At 72.0% G+C, this 23,368-nt stretch carries 17 protein-coding genes; 6 read left to right on the top strand and 11 right to left on the bottom strand.

Annotated elements, in window-relative coordinates; genetic code table 11:
- Positions 1 to 14 precede the first annotated feature (14 nt).
- From R2737_09220 to R2737_09210, 3 genes are all read right to left on the bottom strand, one after another.
- Positions 15 to 542: a hypothetical protein gene (locus tag R2737_09220; GenBank protein MEZ5116435.1), complete on the bottom strand. Its 528-nt coding sequence runs from the start codon at positions 540 to 542 to the stop codon at positions 15 to 17.
- Positions 543 to 584: 42 nt separating this feature from the next.
- A complete protein-coding gene (locus tag R2737_09215; GenBank protein MEZ5116434.1) occupies positions 585 to 2,003 on the bottom strand; it encodes an aspartate aminotransferase family protein in 1,419 nt (472 codons plus the stop codon).
- Between the two features lie 132 nt (positions 2,004 to 2,135).
- A complete protein-coding gene (locus R2737_09210) occupies positions 2,136 to 2,327 on the bottom strand; it encodes a hypothetical protein (protein ID MEZ5116433.1) in 192 nt (63 codons plus the stop codon).
- Positions 2,328 to 2,649: 322 nt separating this feature from the next.
- Here R2737_09210 and R2737_09205 point away from each other — a divergent pair, with 322 nt between their 5' ends.
- Positions 2,650 to 4,560 carry a DUF222 domain-containing protein gene (locus R2737_09205; protein ID MEZ5116432.1) on the top strand — a complete coding sequence of 637 codons (1,911 nt, stop codon included), beginning with the start codon at positions 2,650 to 2,652 and terminating at the stop codon, positions 4,558 to 4,560.
- Positions 4,561 to 4,698: 138 nt separating this feature from the next.
- Here the strand turns inward: R2737_09205 and R2737_09200 are convergent, their stop codons facing one another.
- Positions 4,699 to 5,259, bottom strand: coding sequence for a dihydrofolate reductase family protein (locus R2737_09200; GenBank protein MEZ5116431.1), 561 nt, complete (start codon positions 5,257 to 5,259; stop codon positions 4,699 to 4,701).
- Between the two features lie 112 nt (positions 5,260 to 5,371).
- Between R2737_09200 and R2737_09195 the strand changes: the two genes are divergently transcribed.
- The 3 genes from R2737_09195 (at position 5,372) to R2737_09185 (ending at position 10,896) form a co-directional block, all read left to right on the top strand.
- Positions 5,372 to 5,599 carry a hypothetical protein gene (locus tag R2737_09195; protein MEZ5116430.1) on the top strand — a complete coding sequence of 76 codons (228 nt, stop codon included), beginning with the start codon at positions 5,372 to 5,374 and terminating at the stop codon, positions 5,597 to 5,599.
- Between the two features lie 59 nt (positions 5,600 to 5,658).
- The gene (locus R2737_09190; protein ID MEZ5116429.1) at positions 5,659 to 8,040 is read left to right on the top strand and encodes an excinuclease ABC subunit UvrA; all 2,382 of its coding nucleotides are present in this window, start codon (positions 5,659 to 5,661) and stop codon (positions 8,038 to 8,040) included.
- 90 nt (positions 8,041 to 8,130) lie between these two features.
- A complete protein-coding gene (locus R2737_09185; protein MEZ5116428.1) occupies positions 8,131 to 10,896 on the top strand; it encodes a PAS domain S-box protein in 2,766 nt (921 codons plus the stop codon).
- A 33-nt stretch (positions 10,897 to 10,929) separates the two neighbouring features.
- On the opposite strand, the gene R2737_09180 is transcribed toward R2737_09185, so the two are convergent.
- The 4 genes from R2737_09180 to R2737_09165 all read right to left on the bottom strand — a co-directional run bounded on the left by R2737_09180 (position 10,930) and on the right by R2737_09165 (position 15,755).
- The gene (locus tag R2737_09180) at positions 10,930 to 11,091 is read right to left on the bottom strand and encodes a hypothetical protein (GenBank protein ID MEZ5116427.1); all 162 of its coding nucleotides are present in this window, start codon (positions 11,089 to 11,091) and stop codon (positions 10,930 to 10,932) included.
- Position 11,092: 1 nt separating this feature from the next.
- Complete coding sequence (locus R2737_09175; protein MEZ5116426.1) at positions 11,093 to 11,557, bottom strand: DUF6325 family protein; 465 nt, start codon at positions 11,555 to 11,557, stop codon at positions 11,093 to 11,095.
- 89 nt (positions 11,558 to 11,646) lie between these two features.
- Entirely contained in the window at positions 11,647 to 14,547 is a 2,901-nt protein-coding gene (locus tag R2737_09170; protein ID MEZ5116425.1) for an arylsulfatase, read from the bottom strand.
- The gene (locus R2737_09165) at positions 14,544 to 15,755 is read right to left on the bottom strand and encodes an anaerobic sulfatase maturase (GenBank protein MEZ5116424.1); all 1,212 of its coding nucleotides are present in this window, start codon (positions 15,753 to 15,755) and stop codon (positions 14,544 to 14,546) included. Before R2737_09165 ends, R2737_09170 begins: the two co-directional genes overlap by 4 nt.
- Before the next feature lie 107 nt (positions 15,756 to 15,862).
- On the opposite strand from R2737_09165, the gene R2737_09160 reads away from it, so the two are divergent.
- Complete coding sequence (locus R2737_09160; protein MEZ5116423.1) at positions 15,863 to 18,112, top strand: LuxR C-terminal-related transcriptional regulator; 2,250 nt, start codon at positions 15,863 to 15,865, stop codon at positions 18,110 to 18,112.
- A 17-nt stretch (positions 18,113 to 18,129) separates the two neighbouring features.
- Here R2737_09160 and R2737_09155 read toward each other — a convergent pair whose 3' ends face one another.
- From R2737_09155 to R2737_09145, 3 genes are all read right to left on the bottom strand, one after another.
- Positions 18,130 to 20,535, bottom strand: coding sequence for a lysylphosphatidylglycerol synthase transmembrane domain-containing protein (locus R2737_09155; GenBank protein MEZ5116422.1), 2,406 nt, complete (start codon positions 20,533 to 20,535; stop codon positions 18,130 to 18,132).
- Between the two features lie 82 nt (positions 20,536 to 20,617).
- Complete coding sequence (locus tag R2737_09150; protein MEZ5116421.1) at positions 20,618 to 20,980, bottom strand: SHOCT domain-containing protein; 363 nt, start codon at positions 20,978 to 20,980, stop codon at positions 20,618 to 20,620.
- Between the two features lie 31 nt (positions 20,981 to 21,011).
- Entirely contained in the window at positions 21,012 to 21,479 is a 468-nt protein-coding gene (locus R2737_09145; GenBank protein MEZ5116420.1) for a DUF6325 family protein, read from the bottom strand.
- A 185-nt stretch (positions 21,480 to 21,664) separates the two neighbouring features.
- Between R2737_09145 and R2737_09140 the strand changes: the two genes are divergently transcribed.
- Complete coding sequence (locus tag R2737_09140; protein ID MEZ5116419.1) at positions 21,665 to 23,353, top strand: SulP family inorganic anion transporter; 1,689 nt, start codon at positions 21,665 to 21,667, stop codon at positions 23,351 to 23,353.
- Positions 23,354 to 23,368 lie beyond the last annotated feature (15 nt).

Here is a 23,368-nt window from a genome sequence, read left to right as displayed (position 1 = left end):
AGGGGTCGGTGGTGTCAGTCGGCCTCCGCAGCCACGCCGAGGCCGAGCATCGCCCCCAGCGCCATGAGTCCCTCGGGCGTGAGGTACTCCTGCCGCATCGACACCAGCCCGGCCTCGCGCAGTGCGTCGCGCAGGCCTGCGGCCCAGACGTTCTCGATGACGAGGAGCAGCAGGGCGTCGCCGATCTCCAGCTCGGCCCCGAGCGCCATGACCTCGTCCTCGCTCAGGCCAAGACCCGGTCCGCCGAAGGCGGCGTCGGCGCCGAGAACGGCGCCTTCGAGCGCCCCCTCCTCACCGCCCAGGACCGCACCGGCTCCCAGACCGATGAGGGCACCGGCTGCCGCCCGCAGGTCCTCGCGCTCGGACACGGTCAGGTCGCTGGCACGTACGGTGAGCACCTGGTCGTCGTCGGCCTTCAGCAGGAACCGCGCATCGACGATGCGGATGGTGCCCGCGTCCGACAGTGCCTCCAACTCACGGACGATGCCGCCGGTGGCGGCGAAGTCCTCGAAGGCCAGCAGGAAGATCTGGATGGGTCCCATGGCGTCACCGTGGCAGGGGCCCCGGCGACTGGCAAGACCCCATCAGGCCCGCAGGGCCTGGGCCAGCTCCTCGAACTCGTTGACCAGCAGGCCCATGTCGGCGTCGGTGTGCGCCAGCGACACCAGCCACTGCTCGTCGAGGCCGGGCGGGGTGAGGATGCCGCGGTTGACGCCCCACAGCCAGCTCAGCTCGGCGGCCCCGAAGTCGGTCCGCTTGTAGTCGCGGTAGTTGCGGACCGGGGTCGGGGACCAGGTGACCGCACCCTTCACGCCGAAGGCGATGGTGTGCGCGGGGAGCTCGTACTGCCGGATGAGACTGTCGATCGCCTTGAGCGCGTTGTCGTTCACGGTCTCGGCGCGGTCGAGCGCCTCGGGGGTGCAGATCTCGTCCACGGCCTTGGCCGCGGCCATGACCAGCGGGTTGCCGTTGTAGGTGCCGAAGTGCGGCATCCGGCCGTCGGTGACGGTCGCCATGACCTCGGCCTTGCCGCCGAACGCGGCCAGCGGCAGTCCGCCACCGATGCTCTTGGCCAGCGCGATCAGGTCGGGGGTGACGCCCAGCCGCTGCGAGGCACCGGCGTAGCCGGCGGTGAGGCCGGTCTTGACCTCGTCGAAGACGAGCAGGACGCCGTGGCGGTCGCAGGCGGCCCGGACCCCGGCCAGGTAGCCCTCGTCGGGAAGGACGATGGAGATGTTCTCCAGCACCGGCTCCATGACGACGGCGGCGACCTCGTCGCCGTGCTCGGCCAGGAGCGCCTCGAGCCGGTCCAGGTCGTTGTAGGGGACGACGTGCACGGTGCCGGCCTCGACCTCGAACGGGGTGACCGGGACCGGTGCGTCCTCAGGTCCGGCGTCCGCGAGGTCCGGCTTCACCGAGACCGAGAGCGCGTCGTAGCCGCCGTGGTAGCCGCCCTCGATCTTGATGATGGCGTGCCGACCGGTGAAGGCGCGCGCCGTGCGGACGGCGTACATCGTGGCCTCGGTGCCCGAGTTGGCGAAGCGGATCTGGCCGAGCTGGAACCGCTCGCGGAACCGCTCGGCCACCTCGGTCGCGGTGGGCGACGGGGTCACGAACAGGGTGCCCGTCTCCAGCGCCTCCTGGACGGCGGCGACGATCGCCGGGTTCAGGTGGCCGACCAGCATGGCGCCGAAGCCCATGGACAGGTCGAGCAGCTGGCGGCCGTCGACGTCGGTGAGGTAGGCGCCCTTCGCCGCGGTGATGGCGATGGGGTGCGGGTCCCAGTGCTGGAAGGACGACGGAACGCCCAGCGGGAGAGGGACGCTGGCCCGTGCGTGGTGCGAGGCCGAGCCGGTGGTGGTCGCGCGGAACCGGTCCCACTCCCCCTGCAGCAGCGAGGCGATGCGGTCCGGGTCGAGGGGGACGTACGAGGTCGGCACGTGCCGCCAGGTCTGCGGGTCGTTGGCGGGCCAGGTGGCCGGGTTGTCCACGGCGACGGTCATGGGTCGCGTACCTCGTCTCGGTCTGGACCTCGCCCCTGGAGCGGGGACGAGGGGGCGCGGGGCCCGGCCCGACCCTACCCAGACTGCGACCGACGAGCGGGTCGGATCACAGCGACCGACGAGCGGGACGGATCAGACCGAGCAGCTCATGTCGCTGCCGCAGCACATCGGCGACTTGATCTTCCCGTGCCCATTGGGGCACTCCGAGATCTGCACGCTGCTGCCGTCGTCCTTGCTGAGGGACGCGTCGACGAGGTCGGCGCCGCAGTGACCGCAGGTGGTGTTGACGGACATGCCGCAGGTGGAGCAGGTGTAGAGAGCCATGCGCGGACGCTACAACAGCCGGTCGACCTCGGCCGCTCGGAGCGGTGGAACGTGGGACCAGGCTCCGCTTCGGCGGCACGGAGGTCAGGCGTTCCACCGGCGAGGTCCGGGGCTGTGGGCTTCGGGGGGCGCGGGTGTCGCCGGTCTCACGCCGCGCCATCGCTACGGAGACGACTCGGCTGGGGCGCTCGGACGGGACCCTGCGCAGTCCGGTCAAGGGGAAGGAGGCGTCGGGTCCTCTCGCTATTTCTCCTGCGGCGTAACGGATTTCGTGTGCCGAGGGTCTTGCGCGGTGTCGGACCAGGCGAGTACACTCGTACACGTGTTCGATCCCCTGGTTCCCGGTCCGCGGACCTCCCGCGCGTGGGACGCCGCCCTGCTCGCGCAGGCGGTGACGGTGGGCCCGGGACCGGTGGCGATCGGTCTGCTGGAGCAGGTCGATCCCGACGCGTTGTGCGGCCATGACCGGGTCCGGTTCCTCACCGCGTGGCAGGCCCAGGCCGCGTGGGTGACCGCCCGGTCGTACGCGGCGATCATCCCCGTCGTCGGGCCCGAGCCGACCGCGGATCCCGACCCCGACGACGACGGTGGCGGCGAGGGCGGAGCGGGCGGGCCGATGCCGTTCGGTCCGTTCGAGTGCGCCGAGGAGGCCCGGCACGCCGAGGTCGCCGCGGCCTGCCGACTGTCCACCGTCGCGGCGTCGGACCGGATCGCCACCGCCCGCTTCCTGGCAGGTCCGGGTGCCCCCGTCGCCGGGATGCTGGAGACGGGGGCGTGGGGGTACGGGCAGCTGCGCGCGGTCGAGTCCGAGACCGCCGAACTGTCCCCGGACCTGATCGAGAAGGTCGTGCAGACCGTCGTCGCGGAGGCCCTGCCGAACGCGGAGGGGCAGCCCTCCCGGTACGTGGAGGAGACCCCGGGTCGGCTGCGGCACCGGGTCCGCCGCACCATCCTGCGCCTCGATGCCGCTGCTGCGGCCGAGCGTGCGACGAAGCGGAAGCGGGAACGGTCGCTGCGGATCTCCGCGCTGCCGGACTTCCGCGCCAAGATCACCCTGGAGGCCTCCCAGCCGATGGCGTCATGGGCGTGGCGGCAGTTCGACACCTGGGCCCGCGCACGGCAAGCCACCCTGAAGGACCCCGCGGCGGACCTGACCGGACTGCTCGGACCCTGCACCTGCCCGGACGACACCACCAGCGCCACGGGCATAGTCGGCACCCTGGCCGCCCTGCGCCGCCACCACCGGCCCGCCGAGTCCGGGACCGGGGACCGGGGCAGCGACGTGACGACCGGCCCGACGCTGGACCGGACGCATCAACTCGGCTGCCCGCACCACCCCGACACCACCCTGGAAGCCCTACGCGCCGACGCCGTCGTCGAAGCCGCCCGCCTGCTCGCCCGGCACCTCGGCCTGGACACCGACGACACCCCGACCACCACCAGCTCCGGCATCGGCGGCAGCGCAGCGACCGAGACGGCAGCCGACCCGGACGCGAACGCCAGTGCCAGTGGGAGCCCGGGTGCAGGCGCGGGTGCAGGCGCGGGCACCACATCGGGAGCGGGGCGGGGGCGGTCGTGGTCGTCCGCGGTCGTCATCGTCGACGCCGCCACCCTGCTCGGGCTGGCCGACAACCCCGACTGGGTCCCCGGCCACGGCTGGGTCCCCGCACCCCTGGCCCGTGAGCTCGCGGCCGGCGCGGACGCGTGGCGGGCCTTCCTCACCGACCACGGCCGCCTGCTCGCCACCGGCGCCACCCGCTACCGGCCCAGCGACCGGCTGCGCGAGCTCGTCACCGCCAGGGACACCACCTGCACCTTCCCCGGCTGCACCATCCCCTCGGTCCACACCGACCTCGACCACGCGGCCACCTACGACGGGGCGAACACCACGGCGGGCAACCTGCATCCGGCCTGCCGGCGGCATCACCGGATCAAGACCCACACCAGCTGGGACGCAACCCCCGACCCCGGCAGCGGGCAGATCAGATGGACCAGCCCCACCGGACACACCTACCCCACACCCCCCGACCCGATCTGGGACACCGGACCCCCGCCCGACCACGCGGGCATCGACCTGAGGAGTCCCGACCCCGCGTGGGCCGACGGCGGCGACCCCTCCCGCACCGACCCGCCGGTCAGCACGGATCCGCGGGACAGTAGTGACGCTGCGAACTCCACTGACCCGACGGTCAGCGCACTCGAGACCTGGCTCGCCGCACACCTCGCCGCCTGATCACCTGTACCGGCCGGCACCCGCCTGCAACGCGGCCGGTCCCGAACCTCGCACCCGCGGCTGCCTGAGCGGGCGCGCCCAGAACACGGCTCAGCGCGTGATCTGCATCGATGGCGGACCGGCGGTTCTGCTGATCGGTCAGTGACGGACGTCGTAGCGCAGGAAGACCGTGCCGGACGTGAACCGATGCACGTCGCGCAGCGCCAGCTCGACCGTCAGGTCCGCCGGGAGCCACCGCGTCCCGGAACCGACCACGACGGGGCACACGTACAGCACGACCTCGTCCACGACACCGGCCCGCAGCGCGTGGGCGGCCAGCGTCGGTCCGGCGATGCTGACGTCCCGCTCAGCGCCCGCGACAATCGTGCGCACCGAGTCCGCATCGAAGACCCGCGCCAACCGGGTCGCCGGGGTATCGACGCGGTCCAGCGTCGCGGAGTACACGACCTTCTCCGCGCCCTGCCAGATCCGGGCGTAGTCCTGGACCACGACAGGCTCGTCCGCGAGCCCCGGGGGGTCCGCCCAGTAGCGCATGACCTCGTACATGCCCCGCCCGTACAGGTAGGTACCGGTGGAGCGCTCGATGTCGTTGACGTGCTGGTGCACCTCCACGTCCGGAGTCGCCCACGAGAAGTCGCCGTCGGCGTCCGCGATGTACCCGTCCAGCGACGCGATCGCGCCGTACCGAAGCCGACCCATGACCCACCTCCGGCCGCGACGCTACCCCTCCCCCGGTCCTACGCCACTGGCCCACAGAGCCCCGCCCCGGGAACGTGGTTCGTGGAAGCAGCCCGGCCGAGAGGAGCCCACCATGCCCGAGACACGCCTGCCCATCTACCAGGTCGGCGCCCTCGCCGGGACGCGGGCCATGCTGGGTGCGGGAGTAGCCCTGCTCGTCGCCGACCGGCTCTCGCCACGTACCCGGCGCATCGTCGGCGTGATCCTGCTGGCCGTCGGACTGGTGACGACCGCCCCGCTGGTCCGGTCCGTCGTCCACGGTGTCGGATCGGCGGGTCCCACCGAGCAGACCGGAACCTGACATACCGTTCCGTCTCGGGCTGGAAACCACCGAGCCACCCGGGACGGAGATGCCGGAGCATGACCGCGCGCGAGCAGCCGGGCCCCGAGCCACGTCATCCCGCGGACAGCCACGACCTGATCCGGGTCCGAGGTGCCCGTGAGAACAACCTCAAGGACGTCAGCGTCGACCTGCCGAAGCGTCGCCTCACCGTGTTCACGGGCGTTTCGGGCTCCGGCAAGAGCTCGCTGGTCTTCGCCACGATCGCCGCCGAGTCCCAGCGGATGATCAACGAGACCTACAGCGCGTTCGTGCAGGGCTTCATGCCCTCTCTGGCCCGACCGGACGTCGACCTCCTGGACGGGCTGACCACGGCGATCATCGTCGACCAGGAGCGGATGGGCGCCAACGTGCGCTCGACCGTCGGCACCGCGACCGACGCCAACGCGATGCTGCGCATCCTGTTCAGCCGGCTCGGCACGCCGCACATCGGGCCGTCGAACGCGTTCTCCTTCAACGTCCCGTCCGTACGAGGCGGCGGCGCCATGACCGTCGAGCGTGGCGGCGGCACGACCGTGCGCCGCTCCTTCACCGTCACCGGGGGCATGTGCCCGCGGTGCGACGGCTTGGGCACGGTGTCCGACGTCGACGTCACCCAGCTGTACGACCCTGCGAAGTCGCTTCGCGAAGGCGCACTGACCGTCCCCGGCTACACCGCCGACGGCTGGTACGTACGCACCTACGCCGGCTCCGGCTTCTACGACCCGGACAAGCCGCTGGGCGAGTTCACCGAGCAGGAGATGCACGACCTGCTCTACCGCGAGCCCACGAAGATCCGGGTCGACAACATCAACGTGACCTACGAGGGACTGGTCCCGCGGATCCAGAAGTCGTTCCTGTCCAAGGACGTCGACGCGCTGCAGCCGCACATCCGCGCCTTCGTCGAGCGCGCCGTCGCACTCAGCCCCTGCCCCGAGTGCGGCGGCACCCGGCTGAGCGAGGCCGCGCGGTCGTCGCGGATCGACGGCATCAACATCGCCGACGCCTGCGCCATGCAGATCAGCGACCTGGCGGACTGGGTGCGCGGACTGGACGAGCCGTCCGTCGCTCCGCTGCTGGAGAAGCTGCGCCACACGCTCGACTCGTTCGTGGAGATCGGCTTGGGCTACCTGTCCCTGGACCGCTCCGCAGGGACCCTGTCCGGCGGCGAGGCGCAGCGCACCAAGATGATCCGGCACCTGGGTTCGTCCCTGACGGATGTCACCTACGTGTTCGACGAGCCCACGGTGGGCCTCCACCCACACGACATCTCCCGCATGAACGACCTGCTGATCCGGCTGCGGGACAAGGGGAACACCGTGCTCGTCGTCGAGCACAAACCGCAGGCCATCGCCATCGCGGACCACGTCGTCGACCTCGGGCCCGGCGCCGGCAGCGCAGGCGGCGAGGTGGTCTTCGAGGGCACCGTCACGGGGCTCCGGGCTAGCGGCACCCTGACCGGTCGCCACCTGGACGACCGCGCATCCCTGAAGCCGACGCTGCGCACACCGTCCGGCGCCCTGCAGGTGCGTGGCGCCGACCTGCACAACCTGCGAGACGTCGACGTCGACATCCCGCTCGGCGTCCTCGTCGTCGTCACCGGCGTCGCAGGCTCCGGCAAGAGCTCACTCGTCGACGGGTACCTGTCCGGCCGGGACGCTGTGGTCACGGTCGACCAGTCCCCCATCCGCGGCTCCCGGCGCAGCAACCCCGCCACCTACACCGGGCTGCTCGAGCCCATCCGCAAGGCGTTCGCCAAGGCCAACGGCGTGAAGGCCGCGCTGTTCAGCCCCAACTCCGAGGGCGCCTGCCCCACCTGCAACGGAGCCGGCGTCATCTACACCGACCTGGCGATGATGGCCGGGGTCGCCTCCACCTGCGAGGACTGCGAGGGGAAGCGCTTCGACGCGTCCGTGCTGGACTACCGGCTCGGTGGCCGCGACATCAGCGAGGTCCTCGCCATGTCCGTGTCCGAGGCCGAGAGCTTCTTCTCATCCGGCGATGCGAGAACCCCTGCGGCGCAGCGGATCCTGCAGGCGCTCGCTGACGTCGGCCTCGGCTACCTCACCATCGGCCAGCCCCTGACGACCCTGTCCGGTGGCGAGCGGCAGCGGCTCAAGCTCGCGGTCAACATGGCCGGCCCCGGTGGGGTCTACCTGCTCGACGAGCCGACCACCGGACTCCACCTGGCCGACGTCGAGCAACTGCTCGGGCTGCTGGACCGGCTGGTCGACTCCGGTACCTCGGTCGTCGTGATCGAGCACCACCCCGCCGTCATGGCGCACGCGGACTGGATCATCGACCTCGGCCCCGGTGCTGGCCACGATGGCGGTCGCGTCGTCTTCGAGGGTCCGCCCGCGGCCCTCGTCGCCGACCGCAGCACCCTCACCGGCCAGCACCTTGCGGAGTACGTGGGGCGCTGACGGGCTCCCGAGCCGAGGCGGGCGGGCCGCGCGTGGCCCCCGGTCCTCGGCCGCCGTGCTTCCCCGGTGGCGGGCCCCTACCGTGGGCATGTGACGGGCAGGGCGACCGGTCCCGAGGAGTGGTTGGCCGCGCTCCGGGACGTGGTCTACGTGCTGCGCCTTGAGCCAGACCGCGCGTTCGAGTTCGTGTCGGACGCGGTGACCGACCTGGTCGGATACACCCCGGCGGAGCACTACGCAGACCCGGACCTGGGTGGCCGCCTGGTCGTCGAGGAGGACCTGCCCCTGCTGGCGGCGCTGGCGGCGACCCCCGTGGGGGACCCGGTCGAGGTCACGCTCCGCTGGTGCGCGCGGGACGGCCGAGTGGTGTGGACCCAGCACCGCTGCGTGACGCGACGCCGCGAGGACGGGTCACTGGTGCTCGTCGGGTCGGCCCGGGACGTGACCGACCAGGTGCGTGACCGCGAGGCCCTGGAGAGGACCCGCGCGGAGTTCCAGCTGCTCGCGGAGAACGTCCCTGGAGTGGTGTTCTCGGCGTCGGCGGACGGCGTGTTCGAGTGGGTGTCCCCATCGGTCGAGCCGCTGCTGGGCCTGCGGCCGCAGGACATCGTCGGCAGGGTCCCGACCGACCTGGTGCACCCCGACGACCTGGCACGCCGGCGGGCGTTCGGCGCCACGGTGCGTGCCGGGACCTCCGTGTCGTTCCGGGCCCGCTACCGCACGAGCGAGGACTCCTACCGCTGGCTGGACGTGGCTCTGACGCCCGTGCTCGACGAGAGCGGACACGTGGTCCGGCAGGTCGGGACCTGGCGCGACGTCCAGGCGGAGGTCGACGCGGAGGCGGCCCTGGAACGGTCGCGCGACGAGTTCCGAGTGCTGGCCGAGAACGCCTCCGACCTCGTGGCTCGCACTGACCTGGACGGGACCATCACCTGGATCTCGGAGTCCATCCGGGGCTACGGCTGGCGACCCACCGAGATGGTGGGGAGGCACGCCTCCGAGTTGTTGCATCCCGACGACCGGCACCTGTGGCACCAGGTGGCGGAGACGACAGGACGCGGCCAGACCGCGCACGTGGAATGGCGCGCGGCGGGGAACAACGACCCCGCGGCATGGCACTGGTTCCGAGTACGCATGAGCCCCGTCATCGACCGGGACGGGCACGTGACCGGAACGGTCTCCGGCTGGCAGGACATCGACGCGGAGATGGCTGCACGCGAAGCCCTGCTCGAGTCCGAGGCGCGCTACCGGTTGCTGGCCGAGAACTCCGGTGACGTCGTGCTCACCTCCAGCCTCGACCGCACCCTGACCTACGCGTCCCCCTCGGTGACGGCCGTGCTGGGCTGGGATCCACTGGACCTGGTCGGCACTCCCCTGATGGACCTCATCCACCCCGACGACGTGCCGACCGTGACCGCCGTGCGGGCACGGACGTCCACCGCCGCTGACGGGCTCGCCACGGGCCGGGCTCGCGTCCTGTGCAAGGACGGGTCATTCCGCTGGATCGGCAGCATCGCTCGGGAGGTCCGCGCCCCTGACGGCTCCCCGGTCGGGGCGATCGCCGCCTGGCGCGATATCCAGGCGCAGGTCGACGTGGAGGAGCGGCTGACCGCGAGCCACCGCAGGTTCTCTCACATGTTCGCCGAGCACGAGGCGATCATGCTGCTCATCGAACCCACGTCCGGCGACATCGTGGATGCGAACCAAGCCGCGGCCCGGTTCTACGGCTACGACGTGGCCACCTTGCGCACCATGAGGGTCACCGACCTGAACACGCTCTCGGACGACGAGGTCGCCCACGATCGAGAGGAGGCACTCGCGGGCAGGGTCAACGCATTCGTCTTCCCTCACCGCCTAGCCGACGGAACCGTGCGCACCGTCGAGGTGCACTCGTCACCGATCGACGACGGCGACCGTACGCTGCTATTCTCCATCGTCCGCGACGTCACGGACGACCTCGCCGCCCTCGAGGCGCTGGCCCTGTCCGAGCGGCGCTACCGGCTGCTGACGTCCAACATGGGCGACATCGTCGTCGAGCTCGACCTGCGGGGCACTCTGACGTTCCTGTCCCCCTCCGTCACCACCCTGCTCGGCTGGGAACCACGCGAACTGGTCGGCACCGCGCTGCTGGACCTGGTGCATCCCGACGACGTCGCCACCGTCACCGCCGGACAGGCACTGAGCCACGAGCGCTCCGACGGAGTCGCCAGCGCGCACGCCCGCCTGCGGCAACGCGACGGCACCTACCGGTGGATCGGAGGCGTCGTCCGTGAGGTCCGTGACGACGATGGCGCCCCGATCGCGGCCGTCGCCGTGCTCCGGGACATCGACAGCGAAGTCCACGCACAGCAGGCGCTGGCCAGGCAGGCACGCACCGATGATCTGACCGGCCTGCTCAACCGTGCCGAGGTCATGACGCGACTGGCGGCCATCCTCTCCCACCCGCCCCGCGTCGGTCAGCGCATCGGCATCCTGTTCGTCGATCTCGACGGCCTCAAGACCGTCAACGACACCCGCGGGCACGCTGCCGGCGACCTCCTGCTGACCACCACCGCCGCTCGCATCGCAGCACTCGTGCGCGACGGCGACCTCGTCGCCCGCGTGGGCGGCGACGAGGTACTCGTCCTGCTCCCGGGCGTCAGCGTCAGCACCGACGCCACGAACGTCGCCGAGAAGCTCCGCCGCGCCATCGCCGAGCCCATCCCGACCCCCGACGCTGGCCCCATCACGAGCACGGCCAGCATCGGCGTCGCGCTCGCGCACCCGGGAGACGACGTGGACTCGCTGATCGCTCGCGCCGACATGGCCATGTACGCGGCCAAGCAGCGCGGTGGCAACCGGACCGAGACGCGCTGACGTCGGCTGCGTCCCCTTCGGTGCGCCCTCCCCTCAGCGGCGGTCGCGCCGGTCGTCGCGCCGGTCGTCGCGCCGGTCCTGCCGGCGGTTGACGCCGTGGCTCACGACCGCGGCCGTCCCCACGACGGCGGCGGTACGCGCCACCGGGGCACCGATCACTCCTCGACGCGCTGCTCGCGCGGGTCGCAGCGGCATGTCACTCCCCTTCCTCATCGGCCATCTCGGCCTCGATCGACGCGAGCAGGGCCTGGATCGGGATGCGCCCGGTCGCGATGAGCTGCCCGCCGGCCCGACGGGCAGCGCTGGCAAACGGTGCGGCCCAGCTGTTCTCCCACACCAGGACCCCGGCCACGCTGCCGGGCTCCATCGCCTCGGCCAGCATGACGACATCGTCCGCCGCCAGCACCTCGGCCACGTACGACTCCAGCCGCCGGATCTGGTCCGCGCCTTCGAGGTCGTCAACCTCGAACGCCTCGACCGACCCGTCCTCGCCCTTGCGGATGACCATCAGGTCCAGCACCCGGATCAGGCCGACGTCGGCCAGTCGCAGCAGCTCGTCGGCCATCTCCCCGCTGAAGTCCTGCCGGTCCGCGGGGAACTCCACGACCAGGTAGTCGACCGGACCCAGCTCGTCGAGCTGGACGTCCTCGGCCACACTCATGGGGACTCCTCTCCCCGCCACCGCGGTGACGGGCGTCGTTCGATCGATGTGCTGCTCGCGGTCGGTGACCGCGGCACTGGTGGTTCCGGTCAGCCGGCCGCGCCGTGTCCGAGGTTGGCCTTGGCCGCGGCGGCGTGCAGGTCGCGGTGGGTCTCGTGCGTCTCCGGCTGGAGGTCGAAGACCACCTTGCGGACCGTGCCGGTGAACTCGTACGGCGCCTTGTCCTCGTACGCCAGGTCCACGACGAGGCCGTTGTCCCGCGAGATGTCCATCCCGGCGTACGAGGTGACCGTGATGGGGACGGTGCGCGGCATGTCGCCCTCGCCCACCTTCTCCCCATTGGTGAACAGGGTCACGTGTCCCCCCGACCCGGGCCTGGGCTCGTCGGACTCGAACAGCATCCGGACGTGCACGTCCCCGGCCGGGATCGGCCGGTCGGACACCTGCCGGTAGGTCTCCACCCCGAGGAAGGAGTAGGTGTGGTGCAAGAACCCGTCGCCGTCCACCCACAGGCCGTAGCCGCCGATGAAGTCGGCGTTGGCCATGATCACCCCCTCGGCCCCGCCGTCCGGCACGTGCAGGTCCGCCTCGATGGAGTACGACCGGCCGGCGATGCGCGGCACCATGCCGCGCTGGATGTTCTGGACGTCTCCGGCGAACTCGTACCGGGCGATCGTCGGCAACGGCGGCTGGATCCCGAAGAAGATGGACATCCCGCCCAGCAGGGGCAGCACCCGGTTGCGCTCCGCCTCGGCCCACCACAGCTCCTGCAGCTCCGCGAGCTTCTCCGGGTGCTCGGCCGCCAGGTCGTGCGCCTGGGAGAAGTCGTCGGGCAGGTAGTACAGCTCCCACACGTCGTCGTCCGGGTCGTACACCCCCGGCGCGAACCGCGCGATGGTCTCCGGCGAGAAGTCCCACGGCGCCTTGTCCAGCCGGGTGCAGGCCCACCAGCCGTCCTGGTAGATCGCCCGGCTGCCGAACATCTCGAAGTACTGGACGGTGTGCCGCTCCTCGGCGTCCGGGTCGTCGAACGTGTGCAGGAAGCTGGTGCCGTCCAACGGCTCCTGCGCGATCCCATCCACGACCTCCGGCACCGGCAGGCCGACCGCCTCCAGCACCGTGGGCACGATGTCGATGCAGTGCGTGAACTGGTCGCGCAGCGAGCCACCGGCAGGGATGTGCCCCGGCCACGACACCACCATCGGGTCCCGGTCGCCGCCCAGGTGGCTGGCCATCTGCTTGCCCCACTGGAACGGCGTGTTGTTCGCGTGCGCCCAGGCGGATGCGAAGTGCGGCGCGGTGTGGTCGCCGCCCCACTCCTCGATGCCGCCGTACTCGTCGATCAGGCGCATCTGCTCCGCCGGCTCGAGCACGACGCCGTTGAGGAAGGTCATCTCGTTGAACGAGCCGGTGATCGTCCCCTCCATCGAGGCGCCGTTGTCGCCCCAGATGTAGAAGACCAGCGTGTTGTCCAGATCCCCCATCTCCTCGATCGCGTCGAGCAGCCGACCCACGTTCCAGTCCGCGTTCTCCGAGTACCCGGCGAACACCTCCATCTGCCGCGCGTACAGCTTCCGCTCCAGGTCGTTCAGCGAGTCCCACGCGGGGAACAGGTCCGGGCGCTCGGTGAGCTCGGTGTCCGGCGGTACGACGCCGAGCTGCTTCTGCCGCTCGAGCGTCCGCTCCCGGTAGACGTCCCAGCCCTCGTCGAACTTCCCCGCGTACCTGTCCGCCCACTCCTTCGCCACGTGGTGCGGCGCGTGCGAGCAGCCGGTCGAGTAGTACATGAACCAGGGCTTGGTCGCGTCCTGCGCGCGCACCGCGTGCAGCCACTCGACCGCCTTGTCGGTGATGTCGTCCGGGAAGTAGTACGGCGCGCCGTCCTTGCCCTCGGGGATGCCGATGGTCCAGTCGTCGAGGGTGAGGATCGGGTCGTACTGACCGGCGGCACCGGACAGGAAGCCCCACCAGTGGTCGAACCCCCACGCCTTGGGCCAGTGGTCGAACGGGCCGGCCGCGCCCTGCACGGTGTCCGGGGTGAGGTGCCACTTCCCGAAACCTGCTGTGACATAGCCGTTCTCGGTGAGGATGCGCGGCAGCGCGGTGCACGACCGGGGGCGAGCCGCGGTGTAGCCGGGGAACGGCCCGGGGTACTCGGCGATGGAGCCGAAGCCGACCCGGTGGTGGTTGCGGCCGGTGAGGAGGGCCGCCCGCGTCGGCGAGCAGACCGCCGTCACGTGGAACCGGTTGTACGTGGCCCCCATCTGCTGCACCCGGGTCAGCGTCGGGGTGGAGATGCCGCCGCCGAACGTGTCCGGTCCGCCGAAGCCGGCGTCGTCGATCAGGACGATCAGCACGTTCGGGGCGCCGTCGGGGGCCTTCGGCCCCGGGATCATCGACCAGTCGGCGACCGAGTCACCCACGGTCCGACCGGCCGTCCCCCCGAACGCCCGGTCCGGGATGGGCAGCACCGTGCGGTCGGGCACGAACTTGCCCATGGCCTCGGCCAGCGCCTCCTTGAGGTCGGACAGACCCCGCGAGTCCATCTCCGCGACGGACTTGGCGGGGGACCCGGCCAGCGCCTGCTCGGCGGCGAGCCGGTCGTCGGCGGCGAACACGCCCAGCACGAGTGCCGATCCGGGCGGCAGCCCGTCGCCGAGCCGGTCCTCGATCTGCGATCGGACCTTGTGCCCGGCGAACTTCCCCACGACCGCGCCCGCGGCCGCACCGACCGCCACCGACGCCAGCAGCGGTGGGGCGAACAGCCCGACCAGGACCCCCACTCCCCCGCCCCAGCCGGCGCCCCGTCGCCCGAGGTGGTCGCCGGTGTCGCGCACCACCGCGTTGCCGGCGTCGTCCTTGCTCACCAGGACCACGCCCTGGGACCGCACCGAGCGGTCCTTGACGCGGGCCACGACAGCGTCGAAGTCCTCCTGCGCCGCAGCCGGGTCCGGGTATGCCGCCGCCACCAGGATCAGGTTGTCGCTCACGTGCTCGCTCCCATCTCGGCACCCGCCCGCACCGCGTCGTGGCGGGCGTACCAGTCCATGACCTCGGCGGCGTCCCGGCCCTGCCGCAGCCGGTCGGCCATGAGTCGCATCGGCGTGTCCACGTGCCGGAAGAAGGCCAGGTAGCCGGCACAGAGGTGGTTCAGGCCCGGCTCTCCGTCGGGGGTCGACAGGATGCGGTCCTTGGGGCAGCCGCCGTTGCAGGCGAACCGCACGTCGCAGACGCGGCACTGCCGCGGCAGCGTGTCACGCTTGGCCCGCCCGAAGGCGACCTGCTGCGGGCTGTCCACGATCTGCAGCAGCGTCCGCCCGTCCGCCAGGTTCCCGACCCGGTGCTCGGGGGAGACGAAGTGGTCGCACGAGTACACGTCACCGTTGTGCTCCAGCGCGACCGCCCGCCCGCAGGTGTCCTCGTGCACGCACACCCCGACCCCGGTGAGTCCGAGCCAGTGCGCCAGCGCGGTGTCGAAGCTCTGGACGAAGACGGTCCCCACGTCACGGCGCACCCACTCGTCGAAGACGTCGATCAGGAAGCGGCCGTATGCCTCGGCCGGCACGCTCCGCTCGGACACGCTGCCGTCGGCGCGGGGCTCGACGATCGGGATGAGCTGGATGAACGTGGCCCCCAGGTCGTCGCGGAGGAAGCGGTAGACCTCGGTACCGTGCTCCGCGTTCGCCGCGTTGACGACGGTGAGTGCGTTCCACTCCACGCCGTGTCGACGCAGCGCGTCCAGTCCGCGCAGGACCCGGTCGAACGTCGGCTTGCCGCCCTTGTCCACCCGGTAGGCGTCGTGCAGCTCGCGGGGCCCGTCGATCGACACCCCCACCAGGAATCCGTGTCTCGCGAGGAACTCGGCCCACTCGTCGTCGATCAGCGTGGCGTTCGTCTGCAGCGTGTTGAGGACCGCCTGACCGGGCCGGGCGTGCTCGCGCTCGAGCTGGAGGACCCGCTCGAAGAACTCGATCCCCATCAGGGTGGGCTCGCCGCCCTGGAAGGCGACCGTCACCTCGGGTGACCCCTCGTGCGCAGCGAGCAGCCCCTTGACGTACGACTCCAGCACCGGGTCGGGCATCCGGAACCCGCTGCCCGGGTAGAGCTCCTCCTTGGCCAGGTAGAAGCAGTACGAACAGTCCAGGTTGCACACCGCGCCGGTGGGCTTGGCCATGACGTGGAACGGGCGGGCCGGCACACCCCCATGCTGGGTGGGGCCACCGAGCCCGGGATCCTCCGGATGGGGTGAACGGGAATAGACTCGCGGTGAGCCTCGGGACCTGGGGAGGAACCCGCGTGGGCGTGATGTCGGCGGGCGACGCGCCGCTGCGCGTCGTCCCCGGACAGCCTCCGACCACACCGTCGGTGTCACGCCAGGCGTTCGTCCCGCGCACCCGCCTGCTCCGGCGGCTCACGCAGGACACCACCCCCGTCGTCGCGATCAGCGCTCCAGCGGGCGCGGGCAAGTCCACCCTGGTGCGTCAGTGGGCCGAGCAGGACGACCGGCCCCATGTCCTGCTCGTGGCAGGCCCGTCCGTCGACGACCCCGCCGCCCTTGCGGAACTCCTCCTCGACGGACTCGGCCGCGTAGGCCCTCCCGTCGTCGAGGCTCGCAGTGTGGCCACCGGGCAGGAGCCGGACCTGTCCGCCGGACTGCTTCCCGCCCTCACGTCGCTGGCCGGGTCCCGGGATCGGGCCTACGTCCTGGTACTGGACGATGTCCACCTGCTGGAGGACCCGGCCTGCCATGCCATCGTGCGCGCCGTGTGCGACGGCGTCCCCCACGGCTCCCAGGTGGCGCTCATCAGCCGACGGCGCCCACCGACCTGGCTCTCCCAGGCCCGCGCCCGGGGCAGGCTGCTCGAGCTGCACCCCGAGGACCTGGCCTTCGACGCCGACGAGGTGGCCGAGCTGCTGCGCGAGCACGGCCTGACGGCGACCCCGCAGGAGGCGTCGGAGCTTGCGCGCCGGACGGACGGCTGGGCCGTCGGGCTGTACCTCACCGTGCTGTCGGCACGGGAGCGCGGGCTCGGCGCGGTCGGCTCACCGCCGCGCATCGACCGGTCCGCGGACTACATCGCCGACTACCTGACCAGCGAAGTCCTGGGGACGCTCGACGAGGACACCGCGGCGTTCCTGCGGCGCACCTCGGTCCTGGACTGGCTGAGTCCGGCGCTCTGCGACGCGCTGCTCGACCGGACCGACTCCGCGGGCAGGCTCGCCCTGCTGCGGGCAAGCCTGCAGCTGGTGATCCCGGTCGACGGCGATGACTCGCGGCTGCGCTACCACCACCTGCTGCAGGCAGCACTGCGCCAGCAGCTGGACGAGCGCGAGCCGGAACTGGTCTCGGAGCTCCACCGGCGAGCAGCCGAGTGGTTGGCCGAGCAGGACGAGGTCGGCGAGGCGGTCCGGCACGCGAAGGCCGCGGGGGACCTCCCCCTCGCGGGGGAGCTCATCATGGCCAGCATCGAGGCCTGCGCGGGGACCGGACGACCGGACCTGCTCCGGCAGTGGTTGTCCGGCCTCGACGATGCCAAGCTGGCCACCGACCGCAACCTGGCGCTGGCGGCGGCGTGGGCGGCGATGCAGGTGGGTGACGCCGACCGCATGACCCACTGGCTGCTGACCTGCGAGGCGTTCGCGGGGTCGGGCTGGCTGCAGCGAGCGGCCTCGGACCACTACCTCGCCCAGCTGGCCGCGATCCACCTGGTCGTGGGCGCCGGGGGGCTGGACGGCATCCTGACCGCGTCGGCGGCCGTGGAGCAGGGCCTGCCTGCGGACCGGGGCCTGCAGGCTGCGGCCGCCTTCCTCAAGGGGGTGGCCCTGACCCTGCGCGAGGACGGGCGGGCGCAAGAGTCGCTGCTACGGGCCGAGCAGCTCGGCCGGGCCCTGGACGTCCCGATCATCGTGGCCGACTCGCTGTCGTGGCGCGGCATGCTCGCCATCCTCCAGGGCGACCGGGAACGAGGTGCCGACCTCATCGCCGAAGCCGGAGACCTCATCCACGACCACCACCTGGAACGAGTCGCGTACGCCGCGCACTGCGTCACGGCCCAGTGCCTCGTCCTGGCCCTACGCGGCCCCCGGGATCGCGCGCTCGCGACCCTGGCCGAGGCCCGGCGGATGAGCGCGCTCACCACCGCCATCGCCCCCTGGTTCGCCGTGTGCGGCCCGATCGTGCAGGCCCGGGCGGCCGCGCTGCTCGGCGAGATCCCCACCGCCCGCGCGCTGCTCGGTGACGCGCGCGCCCACCTCACCCCCGACCTGACCGGGACGATGTGCACCGACCTCCTGGTCGCAGCGGAGAGGGACCTGCGTACGGTCGCGGTGGACGGCGTGCCTGCGGACGTCCTCACCCCGGCGGAGCTTCGGGTTCTGCACTACCTGCCCAGCCACCTGACCTTCCGCCAGATCGGCGAGCACCTCTTCCTCTCGCAGAACACGGTGAAGACGCACGCCCTAGCGGTCTACCGCAAGCTGCACGTGTCCTCCCGGGACGAAGCAGTCACCCGCGCGCAGACACTGGGCCTGCTGCCGCTGCCGCCCCGCACCTGACGGCGGGACGCGTTCCCTCAGACATACGAGTGCCGGCGCAGCCAGCGCATCGCCAGCGACCCCCACAGCGGTGGCAGGTAGAAGGTCACCAGGCGGAATGCGATCGCGGTCGAGATGGCGACCGCGCTGGGGACGCCGATCGCCTGCAGTCCCGCGGTGTAGCCCGCCTCGGCCACCCCCATGCCGCCCGGCACCGGCATCAGCCCGGCGAACAGGCTGACCGCGGTGTTGATGAGGATGAGCTGGGACAGGTGTGCCGTCGACCCGAAGGCGTGCAGGCACAGGCCGAGGACCACGGCCTGCACCACCTGGGCCCCCAGGTTGCCCATGAGCATCTGCGCGGCCTTCCCCGGACGGCGCAGGACCTGCAGGGCGCCGCGGCCGGCGCGGGCCTGCTCGCGCAGCGCGGTCATGCCCCGTCGCACCGCACCCGCGAGGCGGTGCCGCAGCCGTGGCACGACCACGGCGACCACGAGGGACGCCAGGGCGAGCGCGAGGGTGAGTGCCAGCAGGGAGGGGGACGACGAGCCCCCGGTCGAGCCGGCGGTGTCGCTGGTCGACGACCCCACGACCGGCGAGGTGAACCCCGGCAGGCCGGACAGCAGGATCACCGCCAGCAACAGGATCTGGACGACGAAGCCGCTGAAGCTGTCGATCATTCCCATCGCCACCGCGGCCCCGCCCGCGATGCCGAAGCTCTGGTAGAAGCGGACGTCCAGCGCGATCCGCGCCCCGGTCGAGGGAACCACCAGGGCAAGGAACTGCACCGCGTACTGCAGCATGAGCACCGGCAGGTACCGCAGCGACACCGTGGTCGCCCCGAGGGTGGAGAAGGCGTAGAAGACCTGCGCCACGGGCGATACCACCAGGGCTGCGGCGAGCCACGCCCAGTCCGCCGACGACAGCTCCTGCCAGATGCTGGAGAGGTCGACCCCGGCCAGCGAGCTGATGAGGACGTACGCGAGCACCGCGATGAGCGCCACCCGCAGCAGCGCGCCGCGGGACACCCGCGAGACCTGCTCCAGCGGTGGTGGCTCGACGCCGGTGTCTGCCACCACCCGGTCCCGCAGGGAGGCGACGTCCCAGTCGAGGCCGCGCAGCCGCCGGCGCGTGCCCGTGTCGAGGACGGCGGGCTGGAGGTAGGGCAGCAGCGGGACGAGGCCCTCGTCGCCCCGGGCGCGACGCACCGCGGCGACCGCCCGGTCGGGCCCCGCCACCAGCGCGGTGGCGGTCAGCATCCGCACCTCGTCGCTGCGCATCGCGGCATCGTCCGCCCCGACGACGGCGTCCCCGGTGGGAACGAGCACCGCGCGCCCGTGCTCGTCGACGGCGAGGTGCTGGCCGTCGACCGCGCCGAGCGCGATCCCGGCGTCGGCCAGCGTCCCCAGCTGCCCCCAGGCGTCGTCCAGCCAGGCGTCGTCGACGTCGTCGAGACCCGCCAGCGCGCGGCCGGCACGCTGGGTCACCAGCAGCGCATCCCCCTCGTCGGACCGGCCCGCGACCACGACCCCGGGCACGCGCACCCCGGCCCGCTCGGCGAGCAGCGAGACCATCGCGGCGTGCTCGACCCGGGCCTGCCGGGTGACGCCCAGCCGGACCCGGGTACCCCGGCGTGTGGCCGCGGTCCAGGCGGCCCCGAGGGTCTGCGCATCCCACTCGTCGCGTCCCAGCACCGTCACCTGCAGCGGCGGGCGCCCGGCGACGGTGGCCTCGAACAGCGTCGCCCCTGCGTACTGCTGGGCGTCGGACACCCGGGCGTCGAGACCGAGGTCGGCCAGCGCGGCTCGGACCCGTTCGACCGTCGGGCGCCCGCCCGGTGAGCCGACGAGCAGATGGGTGGCCGACCCGGCGATCACACCGACGAGGAACCCCGCGACCGCGCCGATCGGGTACGAGACACCCAGCAGCACCGCAGCGGTCGCCATGGCGGTGAGCAGCAGCCGGCCGACGGTGCGGACCGGACGGGCCAGGTGCGGCGACGCGGTGACCAGGACGGCGGTGACCACGGCGACACGCACCGCGGTGTAGACGGGTGGGGGGTCGACGCTCCACAGGGCGGCGAACGAGCGGTCCCAGCCGGTGCCCGCCAGTGCGCCCACCACCCCGGCCAGGCCCAGCGCAACCCCGGATGCCAGCAGCATGCCGGCCGCCACGCCGCGGCGGCCACGGGCGAGGAGCGACACCGCCAGCAGCGTCACCGCCCACAGGACGGCCAGCGTGTAGGCGAGGTGGAACACCCACGCGACGACGTCGGGCAGTCCGGCAGCGGCCTCCGCCAGCCCGCTGTCGACCTGGGTCGGGCCGGGAGCCGCCAGTGCCACGAGCACCAGCGCGACGAGGGCCGCCGCCAGCAGCAGGACGTCGGTCGGGCGGCGGCGCACGGGAGCGCCGACCGGCGAGGAGAACCACTGCGGCCACGGCACCCGCCGGCGGCTGCGGGGCGGCCCGTCGCCGCTCAACGGGGGCCGGTCCCCTCCACCGGGTGCCCGCTGCGGCACCCGGCGCTCACTGGCCGAGGATCCGCGCCTTCTGCGCCGCGAACTCCTCGTCGGTGAGGACGCCGGAGTCGTGCAGCTGGCCGAGCTTCGTGAGCTGCTCGATCGTGTCGTCCATCGAGGGCGCGGCCGGTGCCGGCGGGGGCGGCGGCGGGGGCGGCGCGGGCGGCGGCGGCGGGGGCGCCGCGTACTGCTGCGGCGGGGGCGCCGCGTACTGCTGCGGCGGCGGGGCGTACTGCTCCTGCTCCATCTGCTGCTCGGCGTCCTTGCGCGCCCAGCGCTGGGCCTGGCGGCGCGACACGCGGTTCGAGACCACCGTGGCGGTGCCGGCCACGGCGGCGGTGCGGGCGACCCCGCGAAGCAGTCCAGGCATCCTGAAGAACCTCCGTCGGACGGCTCGGCGCTCAGGCCGAGGGGTCGGTGGCGTCGGGGTCGGTGGCGTCGAGCGCGGCGAGCACGGCCTGGACCGGGATCCGGCCGTCGGCGAGGAGCTGACCGCCGCCGCGACGCACGGCGACGGCGAACGGGGCGGCCCACGAGTTCTCGTACACCAGGATCCCCACCACCGCCCCGGTGTCGACCACGGCCGCGGCGTCGGCGAAGTCGTCCGCGGTGAGGATCCCGCTGGACACGCCGTCGAACACCGAGGCGTCGACGTCGCCGTCGACCGGGAGCGAGTCGAAGTCCAGCCGGGTCACCGACCCGTCGGTCTCCTTGCGCACGAAGGCGAGATCGAGGATCCGGATGAGGCCCCGATCCACCAGGTCCACCAGGACCGGGAATCCCTCACCTGAGGCCCGCCCGGTCGGCCACTGCAGGATCAGGTAGTCGATCGGTCCCATCGCGTCCAGCGACACACCGTCCTCGGACATGGCACTCCCTTCGCCGCTCTCCCGCACGCTAGCGAAGCCGGGACCGCAGCGGGCCGCATCACCTGGTTCGGATGAGCCCCGTGATCTCGCCCGGATGGGGTGACGCGCGCCCCCGGCCGGCCCGGTTGGCTGTCCGCCGGGGTGGGCCGTGGGGCCGACCGGATCGGGGTGGTGCGGTGGCGAGCTTGGGTGCACGGGTCGTGCCCGGCTGGATGAGGGGCTACCAGCGGTCCTGGCTGTCCGGGGACCTGGTCGCCGGTGCCACGCTGGCGGCGGTCGCGATCCCCGAGGTCATGGGCTACACGTCCATCGCCCAGACCCCGATCGTGACGGGCCTCTACACGGTCATCTTCCCCACGATGGTCTTCGCTTTGCTCGGCTCCTCCCGGCTGCTCGTCGTGGGAGCGGACTCGGCGACCGCCGCACTGCTGTCCGCCGGGCTGACCGCGGCGGCGATCAACGGCGTGACCCCCGGGTCGCAGGAGTGGCTCGCCTATACGTCGTTCGTCGCGCTGCTGTGTGCCGGGCTGCTCATCATCGCCAGGCTGTTGCGACTGGGCTTCCTGGGCGACTTCCTGTCCTCGTCGGTCCTGATCGGGTTCCTGACGGGGGTCGGGGTGCAGGTCTTCACCGGGCAGATCCCGGACATGCTCGGCGTGCCCAAGGGCAGCGGGAACTGGTTCCAGCAGCAGTGGTCCACGATCACCTCGCTGCCGGACACGAACTGGGTGACGCTGGCCTTCGCGGTCGGCACGCTGGCCCTGATCTTCGGCTTCAAGCGGTTCGCGCCGCGGGTCCCGGGCGCCATCATCGCCGTGGTCCTGTCCATCGCGGTCTCCGCGGCGATCTCGGCATCGTCCACCTATGACGTGGCCGTGGTCGGGTCCGTGCAGGGCGGCTTCCCGCCGATCGGACTCCCGCAGGGCATCTCTTTGGACAACTTCGGGGCCATGCTCGGGATCGCGTTCTCCTGCTTCGTCCTCATCATCGCCCAGTCCGCCGCCACGTCCCGCTCGTTCGCGATGAAGCACGGCCAGTCGGTCGACGTGAACCGCGACATCGTCGGGTTGTCCGGAGCGAACGCGGCGGCAGGGCTGTCCGGCACCTTCGTGGTCAACGGCTCCCCGACCAAGACCCAGATCCTGGACGAGTACAAGGGCCGCACCCAGCTGGCCAACCTGACGATGTCGCTCATCGTCCTGCTCTTCACGCTGTTCCTGACCGGCCTGCTGACCGACATGCCGAAGGCCGTGCTCGGCGCGATCGTGTTCGTCATCGGACTCGACCTGGTCGACATCGCCGGCATGAAGCGGGTCCGCCACGACGCCCGGATCGAGTTCTGGATCGCGCTGATCACCGCCGTCGTCGTCTGCGCCGTCGGGGTCGAGCAGGGCATCATCCTGGCGATCGTCGTGTCGATCCTGGAGATCATCCGACGGCAGTACTCGCCGCGGAAGTTCGTCGTGGGTGTCACCGGCGAGGGCGAGCCGACGTACGAGCCGGCCACGCCCGGAGCCCAGAGCGCCCCCGGGCTCATCGTCTTCCGCTACGACGCGGAGCTGTTCTACGCCAACGCCAACCGCTTCGTCGACGACGTACAGCGACTGATCGACTCGGCGCCGGACCAGGTCGAGTGGCTGGTGCTGGACGCCGGGTCCATCGACAGCGTCGACTACTCCGCCGCCATGTCCCTGCAGGGGCTGATGGAGTACCTCACCGCGCGCGGCATCACGCCGGTGCTGGCGCACGTCGATCCCAGCCTGCTCGAGTCGCTGCGGACCTACGAGTTCGAGCAATGGGTGCCGGAGGACCGGATGTTCGGCAACCTGGGTGATGCCGTGGCCGCCTTCGCATCCCGACAGCGGGCGACCTGAGAACTGGGAGGGTCC

It is taken from the genome of Candidatus Nanopelagicales bacterium (assembly GCA_041393815.1).
Taxonomy (GTDB): domain Bacteria; phylum Actinomycetota; class Actinomycetes; order S36-B12; family JAWKJK01; genus JAWKJK01.
Note: the sequence above shows the minus strand (reverse complement) of the source record. Positions and strands in the feature narration are given on the sequence as shown.

Bases quoted from the DNA above. Each gene is read 5' to 3' on its own strand.
- R2737_09220 (MEZ5116435.1), bottom strand. From the start codon at position 542: ATGGGACCCATCCAGATCTTCCTGCTGGCCTTCGAGGACTTCGCCGCC.
- R2737_09215 (MEZ5116434.1), bottom strand. From the start codon at position 2,003: ATGACCGTCGCCGTGGACAACCCGGCCACCTGGCCCGCCAACGACCCG.
- R2737_09210 (MEZ5116433.1), bottom strand. From the start codon at position 2,327: ATGGCTCTCTACACCTGCTCCACCTGCGGCATGTCCGTCAACACCACC.
- R2737_09200 (MEZ5116431.1), bottom strand. From the start codon at position 5,259: ATGGGTCGGCTTCGGTACGGCGCGATCGCGTCGCTGGACGGGTACATC.
- R2737_09195 (MEZ5116430.1), top strand. From the start codon at position 5,372: ATGCCCGAGACACGCCTGCCCATCTACCAGGTCGGCGCCCTCGCCGGG.
- R2737_09190 (MEZ5116429.1), top strand. From the start codon at position 5,659: ATGACCGCGCGCGAGCAGCCGGGCCCCGAGCCACGTCATCCCGCGGAC.
- R2737_09180 (MEZ5116427.1), bottom strand. From the start codon at position 11,091: ATGCCGCTGCGACCCGCGCGAGCAGCGCGTCGAGGAGTGATCGGTGCC.
- R2737_09175 (MEZ5116426.1), bottom strand. From the start codon at position 11,557: ATGAGTGTGGCCGAGGACGTCCAGCTCGACGAGCTGGGTCCGGTCGAC.
- R2737_09160 (MEZ5116423.1), top strand. From the start codon at position 15,863: ATGTCGGCGGGCGACGCGCCGCTGCGCGTCGTCCCCGGACAGCCTCCG.
- R2737_09150 (MEZ5116421.1), bottom strand. From the start codon at position 20,980: ATGCCTGGACTGCTTCGCGGGGTCGCCCGCACCGCCGCCGTGGCCGGC.
- R2737_09145 (MEZ5116420.1), bottom strand. From the start codon at position 21,479: ATGTCCGAGGACGGTGTGTCGCTGGACGCGATGGGACCGATCGACTAC.